7 protein-coding genes and 1 riboswitch are annotated in these 8,007 nt (G+C 51.1%); of the genes, 5 read left to right on the forward strand and 2 right to left on the reverse strand.

What is annotated here, in order from left to right:
* Positions 1 to 58: 58 nt before the first annotated feature.
* On the forward strand, positions 59 to 967 hold the full coding sequence (gene oxyR / locus H0248_RS19705) for a DNA-binding transcriptional regulator OxyR (RefSeq protein WP_180787189.1): 909 nt from the start codon (positions 59 to 61) through the stop codon (positions 965 to 967).
* Here oxyR and sthA read toward each other — a convergent pair.
* Positions 959 to 2,365, reverse strand: coding sequence for a Si-specific NAD(P)(+) transhydrogenase (sthA, locus tag H0248_RS19710; RefSeq protein ID WP_014916982.1), 1,407 nt, complete (start codon positions 2,363 to 2,365; stop codon positions 959 to 961). The two genes, oxyR and sthA, sit on opposite strands and share 9 nt — an antisense overlap.
* A 211-nt stretch (positions 2,366 to 2,576) precedes the next feature.
* Here sthA and fabR point away from each other — a divergent pair, with 211 nt between their 5' ends.
* Both fabR and H0248_RS19720 read left to right on the forward strand, forming a co-directional pair.
* Positions 2,577 to 3,206: an HTH-type transcriptional repressor FabR gene (gene fabR / locus H0248_RS19715; protein ID WP_014916981.1), complete on the forward strand. Its 630-nt coding sequence runs from the start codon at positions 2,577 to 2,579 to the stop codon at positions 3,204 to 3,206.
* A gap of 35 nt (positions 3,207 to 3,241) precedes the next feature.
* On the forward strand, positions 3,242 to 3,628 hold the full coding sequence (locus H0248_RS19720) for a YijD family membrane protein (RefSeq protein ID WP_180787190.1): 387 nt from the start codon (positions 3,242 to 3,244) through the stop codon (positions 3,626 to 3,628).
* A 41-nt stretch (positions 3,629 to 3,669) separates the two neighbouring features.
* Here the strand turns inward: H0248_RS19720 and trmA are convergent, their stop codons facing one another.
* A complete protein-coding gene (gene trmA / locus H0248_RS19725) occupies positions 3,670 to 4,773 on the reverse strand; it encodes a tRNA (uridine(54)-C5)-methyltransferase TrmA (protein WP_180787191.1) in 1,104 nt (367 codons plus the stop codon).
* A gap of 131 nt (positions 4,774 to 4,904) precedes the next feature.
* A riboswitch (cobalamin riboswitch) is annotated at positions 4,905 to 5,134 on the forward strand.
* A 66-nt stretch (positions 5,135 to 5,200) separates the two neighbouring features.
* Here trmA and btuB point away from each other — a divergent pair.
* Complete coding sequence (btuB, locus tag H0248_RS19730; protein WP_180787192.1) at positions 5,201 to 7,084, forward strand: TonB-dependent vitamin B12 receptor BtuB; 1,884 nt, start codon at positions 5,201 to 5,203, stop codon at positions 7,082 to 7,084.
* Complete coding sequence (gene murI, locus H0248_RS19735; RefSeq protein ID WP_240346007.1) at positions 7,029 to 7,886, forward strand: glutamate racemase; 858 nt, start codon at positions 7,029 to 7,031, stop codon at positions 7,884 to 7,886. Before btuB ends, murI begins: the two co-directional genes overlap by 56 nt.
* The last annotated feature ends 121 nt before the right edge of the window (positions 7,887 to 8,007 follow it).

Here is an 8,007-nt window from a genome sequence, read left to right on the forward strand (position 1 = left end):
TTATCGTTCATTGATATTCTATCTATCGCTGTTAGCTATCATGATAAGGAGAATAATAATGAATATTCGGGACTTAGAGTATCTTGTCGCGCTGGCAGAACATCGTCACTTTCGGCGTGCGGCAGATTCCTGCCATGTGAGTCAGCCAACACTCAGTGGACAGATTCGTAAACTGGAAGATGAACTCGGCGTGATGCTGCTGGAACGAACCAGTCGTAAGGTCTTGTTTACGCAAGCGGGGCTGCTGCTGGTCGAGCAGGCACGAACGGTATTACGTGAGGTTAAAGTATTAAAAGAGATGGCGAGCCAGCAGGGGGAAACCATGTCCGGCCCGCTGCATATCGGCCTGATCCCCACCGTGGGGCCTTATCTGCTGCCGCAAATCATTCCAATGCTGCATCGCACGTTTCCCAAACTCGAAATGTATTTGCATGAAGCGCAAACCCATCAGTTGCTGGCCCAGTTGGACAGCGGCAAACTGGACTGCGCCATTCTGGCGATGGTGAAAGAGTCCGAAGCCTTTATCGAGGTCCCCCTCTTCGACGAGCCGATGAAGCTGGCTATTTATCAGGATCACCCTTGGGCGAACCGTGAACGTGTGGCGATGTCCGATCTGGCGGGTGAAAAACTGCTGATGCTGGAAGACGGCCACTGCCTGCGCGATCAGGCCATGGGCTTCTGTTTTCAGGCGGGGGCGGATGAAGATACGCATTTCCGGGCGACCAGTCTGGAGACACTGCGCAACATGGTCGCAGCTGGAAGCGGTATTACGCTGCTGCCGGCGTTGTCGGTTCCGCGTGAGCGCGAGCGCGACGGCGTCTGCTATTTAACATGTTATAAACCGGAACCCAAGCGCACTATCGCGCTGGTGTATCGCCCCGGTTCACCGCTGCGCGGACGCTATGAGCAACTTGCTGATACCATCCGCGAGCATATGCAGGGCTATATGGAAAACCTGTCAAAATAAGCGGTTAAGCCCGTTCAGCGCGGCTACACGGTACGCTTCTGCCATGGTTGGATAGTTGAAGGTAGTATTAACGAAATATTCGATAGTATTGCCTTCACCTTTCTGTTCCATGATGGCCTGCCCGATGTGGATAATCTCAGCGGCGCGCTCACCAAAGCAGTGAATACCCAGAATCTGTTTCGTTTCGCGATGGAACAGAATCTTCAAACTCCCCACATTCATCCCAACAATCTGCGCCCGTGCCAGATGTTTGAACTGTGCCCGACCAACTTCATAAGGCACTTTCATCGCAGTGAGCTCTTGCTCGGTTTTCCCCACGGAGCTGATTTCCGGGATGGTATAAATACCGGTTGGGATATCTTCGATCAGATGCGCGCTGGCATCGCCTTTGATGATTGCCTGTGCAGCGAGTCGACCCTGATCGTACGCTGCCGATGCCAGGCTAGGATAGCCAATGACATCGCCGATGGCATAAATATGCGCCAGCGCCGTCTGATACATGCTGTTGACCTTGAGCTGCCCGCGGCTGTCAGTGCTCAGGCCGATATTCTCTAGCCCCAGCGTTTCCGTGTTACCCGTGCGCCCGTTGGCATAAAGCAGGCAGTCCGCCTTCATCTTTTTGCCTGACTTCAGATTAACGATAACGCCATCAGACAGCCCTTCAATACTCTCGAACTCTTCGTTGTGGCGAATCACCACGCCGTTGTTCCAGAAATGGTAGGACAGGGCATCCGACATTTCCTGATCGAGAAAGGCCAGCAGCCTATCGCGGGTATTGATTAAATCGACCTTAACGCTCAGGCCGCGAAAGATAGAGGCATATTCGCAACCGATAACGCCCGCGCCGTAAATGATGACGTGCTGAGGCTCGTGGTCGAGTTGCAGAATCGAGTCGCTATCGTAAATGCGCGGGTGGTTAAAGTCGACTTCTGCCGGATGATACGGACGTGAACCGGTCGCGATAATGATATTCGCGGCGGTCAGCGTTTCATGGGTATTGTCTGGGTAGTGAACGGCAATCGTATGTGCATCGATGAAGCTGGCTTCACCGGAAAACAACTCGCACTGGTTACGCTCATAAAACCCTTGTCGCATACGGGTTTGCTGACCAATGACGCTGTCGGCGTGGCGCAGGATGTCGGAAAATGAGGAGCGGATAATGCGGGAGTTGTCACTGTAGAGGGGGTTTTGATTGAACTCGATAATACGGCTGACGGCGTGGCGGAGGGCTTTAGAAGGAATCGTACCCCAGTGGGTACAGCCGCCGCCCACATTGTAGTGACGTTCAATCACCGCAATTTTGGCGCCGTGCTTGGCCAATCCCATTGCTGCACCTTCACCGCCGGGACCGGAACCAATAACGATGGCATCGTAATCGAATTGATGTTGTAGAGTCATGGTAGGTTAAACCTGTTTTTATACAAATTAATAACGCGACTGTAACATTGCGCATTGTAACATCGACTGCGGCAGAACCCAATCATCCCTGCCTTTACTATGGAAACAGATTCTCACATTCTTAATATGGCAAACTTTGTCGCATTCTGCGGACAATAAAGTTTGCTATAGTGCCCCTCTGGAAAGGGGAGTAGATCATTTGGGCAGCATAATGGGTGTCAGAGCACAACAAAAAGAACGGACTCGTCGTTCCCTAATTGAAGCTGCATTTAGTCAGTTAAGCGCTGAGCGCAGTTTTGCCAGCCTGAGTCTGCGTGAAGTTGCCCGAGAAGCGGGTATCGCGCCGACGTCTTTCTATCGTCATTTTCGTGACGTGGATGAGCTGGGGCTGACAATGGTTGACGAAAGCGGGCTGATGCTGCGCCAGTTAATGCGACAGGCCCGGCAGCGTATTGCCAAAACCGGTAGCGTAATCAGGACGTCGGTTGCCACCTTCATGGAATTTATCGGCAATAATCCTAATGCGTTCCGGCTCTTGCTGCGTGAGCGCTCAGGGACGTCGGCGGCATTCCGTGCGGCGGTCGCACGGGAGATTCAGCATTTTATCGCTGAACTGGCGGATTATCTTGAGGTGGAAAACCATATTCCCCGCAGTTTCGCGGAGGCGCAGTCGGAAGCGATGGTGACCATTGTTTTCAGCGCGGGGGCAGAAGCCCTGGATGTTTCCCTGGAACAGCGTAAACAGCTAGAAGAGCGGTTAGTACTGCAACTGCGGATGATCGCCAAAGGTGCTTATTACTGGTACAGAAAAGAACACGATAGTAGCTTTACCGTGCCATAAATCCTCTATACCAACAACATGAAAAGGGAGAATCCATGACAGAAAAACCTCACCAAGAAAAAGGTACGCTGGTGCTGGCGTTAATTGCGGGCTTATCCGCCAATGGCGCATTCGCCGCTCTGTTCAGCAGTATCGTTCCGTTCTCGATTTTTCCCCTGATTGCGCTGATATTGTCCATTTATTGCCTGCATCAACGCTATTTGCACCACAGCATGCCGGAAGGCATTCCGATGCTGGCGGCGGCCAGTTTTCTGCTGGGATTGTTGATTTACAGTGCCATTGTGCGCGTTGAATATCCCGCCATAGGATCGAACTTTATTCCTTCAATCCTGTGCGTAGTGTTGGTTTTCTGGATTGGCCTGAAACTGCGCCGCAGAAAAGAAGCGGATTCCGTATCCGCAGAAGAGAACGAGACGCTGTAGCGGCTGGATGCTGGCGGGGTCACCCGCCAGGTTGTGTGCTGTTACTGACGCTTTTCCAACAGCACGCCACACTCCATATGGTGGGTGTAAGGGAATTGATCGAACAGCGCCAGACGGCGAATGTCGTGGGTTTCCGAGAGCGTTTGCAGGTTGTTGCTCAGTGTTTCTGGGTTGCAGGAAATATACAGAATGCGCGGATACGCCTGCACCAGTTTCACCGTTTCGTCATCCAGTCCGCTGCGCGGCGGGTCAACAAAAATGGTCTCGCACTGGTAGCTCGTCAGATCGATACCCTGTAAGCGGTTAAACTGACGCACGCCCTGCATAGCCTGCGTAAATTCTTCTGCCGCCATGCGGATAATCTGCACATTCTCTATCTGGTTCGCCGCGATATTATACTGTGCCGCCGCGACGGAGGGTTTGGCGATCTCCGTCGCCAGTACGCGTTCGAAATTTCTTGCCAGCGCGAGTGAAAAATTGCCGTTGCCGCAATACAGCTCCAACAAATCCCCTGTCGATCCCGCCGTCGCATCCAGCGCCCATTCCAGCATCTGAATATTTATCGCGGCATTCGGCTGCGTGAAGCTGTTTTCTACCTGTCGGTAAATCATATCCCGACCTGCAACCGGCAGGCATTCATCGACATAATCGCGATCGAGACAGATTTTGGTTTTTGTCGCGCGACCAATCAACTGTAGGCGGAACCCCTGTGCGGTCAGGCTATCGCGCAGCGTGCGGGCATGTTCCTGCCATTCCTCATCCAGTGCGCGGTGATACAGCAGAGAAACGATCACTTCGCCGCTCAGGGTGGACAGGTAGTCTATCTGGAACAGTTTGCGGCGCAGGACGGAATCGGGCTGAATGGCGGCAAGCAGCTCCGGCATCAGGCGGTTGATTAATTCGCTGGCAGCCGGAAAGCGATCAACCCGAATACGCTGTTTGGTTTGCTGGTCAAACATGATGTGATAAAGCTCGTCGCCATCGTGCCAGATACGGAATTCGGCGCGCATCCGATAGTGACTGACGGGAGAACGGAAGACGACAGGCTCCGGTGCATTGAACGGTGCCATCATTCCACGCAGACGCTCGGTTTTCTCTGCAAGCTGGTCGTCGTATTGTTCGATGGGCAGGATTTCTGGCGTCATGGTTTTCTCGTCAACAGCGTCTAAAAGGGTGTTATTGGCCGGGAATTGTAGGGAATCCGGCCAGGAAGTCCAGTTTTGTTACGTGATTATCCTGTAGTGATATAGAAGTCTAGACTTCCACAATTCGCGATTGTAGGATGAGCGTCCGGCCTTGTACCACAAGTTAAAAGGGAATCCAGTGTAAATCTGGAGCTGACGCGCAGCGGTAAGGAATGCCCCGGCGATAGCATTATTATGCAGACACTGTCTTCAACTTTTGAGGATGGGAAGTCATCGCTTTCGTTGTATCCCCTACCGTCGTTGACGATTTGTGGGACAACGGCATCCAAGCCCGAAGACCTGCCGGAATACGTCGCAATTGGTTCTGCATATCGCGTGCTATTAACAGAGCCTGCGGCATCCTTATTATTTCTCGGATGCTTTAACAATGATTAAAAAAATTTCGCTGCTGACGGCGCTGTCTGTCACGGCATTTTCTGGCTGGGCGCAGGAAAACAGTTCATCTCCAAATTCGTCATCGGAAAAAAATGCCGATGATATGGTAGTCACAGCAAATCGTTTCGCACAGCCGGTTTCGTCGGTGCTGGCGGCAAACAGTATCGTAACGCGGGCTGATATCGATCGCTGGCAGGCCAAGTCGCTCAATGATGTGATGCGTCGTTTACCGGGAGTAGATATTGCTGAGAATGGTGGGCGAGGACAGCTTGGATCGGTGTTTATTCGTGGCGGAAGTGCTAGCCATGTATTGGTGCTGGTTGATGGTGTTCGTCTTGCCTCTGCAGGCGTCTCTGGCAGTGTTGACTTCAGTCAGATACCTATGTCGTTAGTGCAGCGTATTGAATATATTCGTGGCCCTCGTTCTGCTGTGTACGGTTCTGATGCTATCAGTGGCGTCATCAATATTATTACTGAACATGCTCAGGATGGAGGCGTGCTAAATGCTGGTTACGGCTCTCATGCTTATCAGAACTATGATGGCTCGGTACGCGGCCATGTGAGTGACAATACTGTAGTTAGCGTTGCAGGAAGCTATGAAGCGACCCATGGATATAATGTTTACCCTTCCTCGTCTTTGCCGATTGACAGAGATAATGATGGTTATCGCAGCAAATCTTTCTGGGGAGCGTTGGAACAGCGTTTTTCTGAAAGCACCTCCGGCTTTTTCCGTGCTTATGGATATGACAATAATACGGATTATGACGCCGTTTTTAGCGGTAGCAGTGATAAGCGCTATTTGAATACTCGAAATTATGATGCGGGGTTGAAATTCAACGAAGGGATATATTCCAGTCAATTAATAGCTAGCTACCAAACCTATGATGACCTTAATTTTAACGATGCTACCGGAAAATATAACGGAACAGTTACGCAGATTGAGCAACGTAACCTGCAATGGGGCAATGTCTTCAATGTAGGAAATGGTAGCGTAAGTGTCGGAGCTGACTGGCGCAATGAACGAGCACAACCGGGGGGAGGAGCAGCCTATACCCAGGCTCATAGTCGTGATAATTCGGGTGTCTACTTGACGACCCAGCAGCAACTAGGATCTGTTACGTTAGAGGGCGCTGTACGTGGTGATGATAATCAACAATATGGTCGGCATGGTACGTGGCAAACTGGTGCAGCATGGGAGTTTATTGATGGTTATCGACTTGTAGGTTCTTACGGTACAGCATTTAAAGCACCAACATTTGACAAGATATATGACACGGCATATTCGCAGGGGAATCCCAATTTATCGCCTGAAGAAAGTAAGCAGTGGGAACTTGGTGTAGAAGGCTTAAGTGGCCCGGTGAACTGGAGGGTGTCCGGCTATCGTAATGAAGTGGATAACCTCATTAACCCTCGGTCGCTCCCCCTGGGTCAGAGTACCTACGATAATATCGGTAAAGCGGTCATGACGGGGGCCGAGTTTACTGCGACCTATGATACATGGTGGTTGTCGCATCAAGTCACTTTAGAGTACTTAGATGCTAAAGATAAAACTACAGACAAAGGTTTGGTTCGCCGTGCCCATAAGAAAGCGAAGTATGAACTTGCTACAACATTGGAAAATAATGTCAATGTGTCGTTGACGTGGCTTTACCAAGGTGCTCGTTCCGATTCGGATTTTGATCCTATTACTTTCCAACCTAAACCTGTGAAGCTTGGAGGATATAGCCTTTGGGATCTCGCAGCCTCATATCCGATCACCTCTCATCTGACAGTTCGTGGTAGAATCGCCAACCTGTTTGATAAAGATTATGAGACGGCATATGGCTACCGCACGGCAGGGCGAGAATACTATCTCACAGGAAGCTATACCTTCTAACCTGCCATCCCGTCCTACGGTTCTGGTCTTCGATTCTGGCGTAGGCGGGCTGTCTGTTTATGATGAAATCCGGCAGCTCTTGCCGGATCTTCACTATATATACGCATTCGATAACGAAGCGTTTCCGTATGGTGAGAAATCACAGCAGTTTATTATCGAGCGCGTGGTTGAGATTGTTAACGCAGTTCAACTACGCCATCAGCTCGCATTGGTTGTGATCGCCTGCAATACGGCGAGTACGATTTCCCTTCCTGCCCTGCGTGAGCGCTTTACTTTCCCTGTCGTGGGCGTTGTCCCTGCGGTGAAGCCTGCGGCTAAGCTGACGCGCAACGGCGTTGTCGGCCTATTGGCGACGCGCGCAACGGTTCAACGTCCGTATACACACGAACTGATTGCCCGTTTTGCGACGGATTGCCAGATTTTGTCATTGGGATCGTCAGAACTGGTCGAGTTAGCAGAAGCGAAATTGCAGGGGGAGACGATCTCCATTTCCGAATTGCAAAGAATTCTGCGCCCTTGGCTGCGTTTACCGGAACCGCCAGATACGGTTGTGCTTGGGTGTACGCATTTTCCATTATTGGCAGAAGAACTGAAAATGGCCTTGCCAGATGGTACACGTCTTGTCGATTCTGGTGCCGCTATTGCCAGAAGAACAGCATGGTTGATTGCTAATCTGGATAATCCGCCACTTTCGACAGATAAGAATCTGGTTTACTGCCTGGCGATTACGCCTAAAGTCGCCACGCTGTGGCCAATATTACAGCGTTATGGCTTCTATTCGCTGGAAAAACTGCCACTTTGATAGCCTTGTGGGTAAATAGTAGACAAACGATATTTTTTTTGCATTTAGCACTTGTCAGCCGCCGAGAAGTCCCTATAATGCGCCTCCACTGACACGGCAACAGCGACACGCGGTTGTGGTG

It is taken from the genome of Pectobacterium brasiliense (genome assembly GCF_013449685.1).
In the GTDB taxonomy this organism is placed as follows: domain Bacteria; phylum Pseudomonadota; class Gammaproteobacteria; order Enterobacterales; family Enterobacteriaceae; genus Pectobacterium; species Pectobacterium brasiliense_A.

Coding starts and splice junctions, on each gene's coding strand:
- murI (WP_240346007.1), top strand. CDS start 7,029: ATGGCTACCGCACGGCAGGGCGAGAATACTATCTCACAGGAAGCTATA.
- H0248_RS19720 (WP_180787190.1), top strand. CDS start 3,242: ATGACAGAAAAACCTCACCAAGAAAAAGGTACGCTGGTGCTGGCGTTA.
- btuB (WP_180787192.1), top strand. CDS start 5,201: ATGATTAAAAAAATTTCGCTGCTGACGGCGCTGTCTGTCACGGCATTT.
- oxyR (WP_180787189.1), top strand. CDS start 59: ATGAATATTCGGGACTTAGAGTATCTTGTCGCGCTGGCAGAACATCGT.
- trmA (WP_180787191.1), bottom strand. CDS start 4,773: ATGACGCCAGAAATCCTGCCCATCGAACAATACGACGACCAGCTTGCA.
- fabR (WP_014916981.1), top strand. CDS start 2,577: ATGGGTGTCAGAGCACAACAAAAAGAACGGACTCGTCGTTCCCTAATT.
- sthA (WP_014916982.1), bottom strand. CDS start 2,365: ATGACTCTACAACATCAATTCGATTACGATGCCATCGTTATTGGTTCC.